Origin of the sequence: Massilia mucilaginosa (assembly GCF_011682145.1) — a bacterium.
Lineage (GTDB): Bacteria > Pseudomonadota > Gammaproteobacteria > Burkholderiales > Burkholderiaceae_D > Telluria_A > Telluria_A mucilaginosa.
The window spans coordinates 1-286 of sequence record NZ_WHJH01000356.1; the positions used below are offsets into that span (position 1 = coordinate 1).

General features: G+C 72.4%; 1 protein-coding gene. It reads left to right on the forward strand.

Annotated features, from left to right (window positions below; genetic code table 11):
* The coding region (locus F2P45_RS35155) for a hypothetical protein (RefSeq protein WP_166882762.1) at positions 1-286 on the forward strand (286 nt) is incomplete at both ends.

The following is a 286-nucleotide window of genomic DNA, read 5'->3' on the forward strand; positions in this document are numbered from 1 at the left end:
GGTCCCTTCGACCAGGGGACGCCGCCGGTCGTGCCGCAGCCGGGCGCGCCGGTTCCGAACGCCTCGTTTACCGTTGTCAGCACCACCGGCCAGGCCTCGGCGCCGTTCTGCCTGGGCTTCGCCTTCCGTCGCGGCGATGTGCCGGCGGGACGCACGCTCGGCTCGGACCAGGGCGCCTTGCAGGTCAACGTCAAAAACGTGTGGCCGGACGGTTCGCTCAAATTCGCGCTGCTCTCCGGCCAGGCCAGCCTGCCCACGCCAGCCGGCCCCACCGTCAACCGGGGCG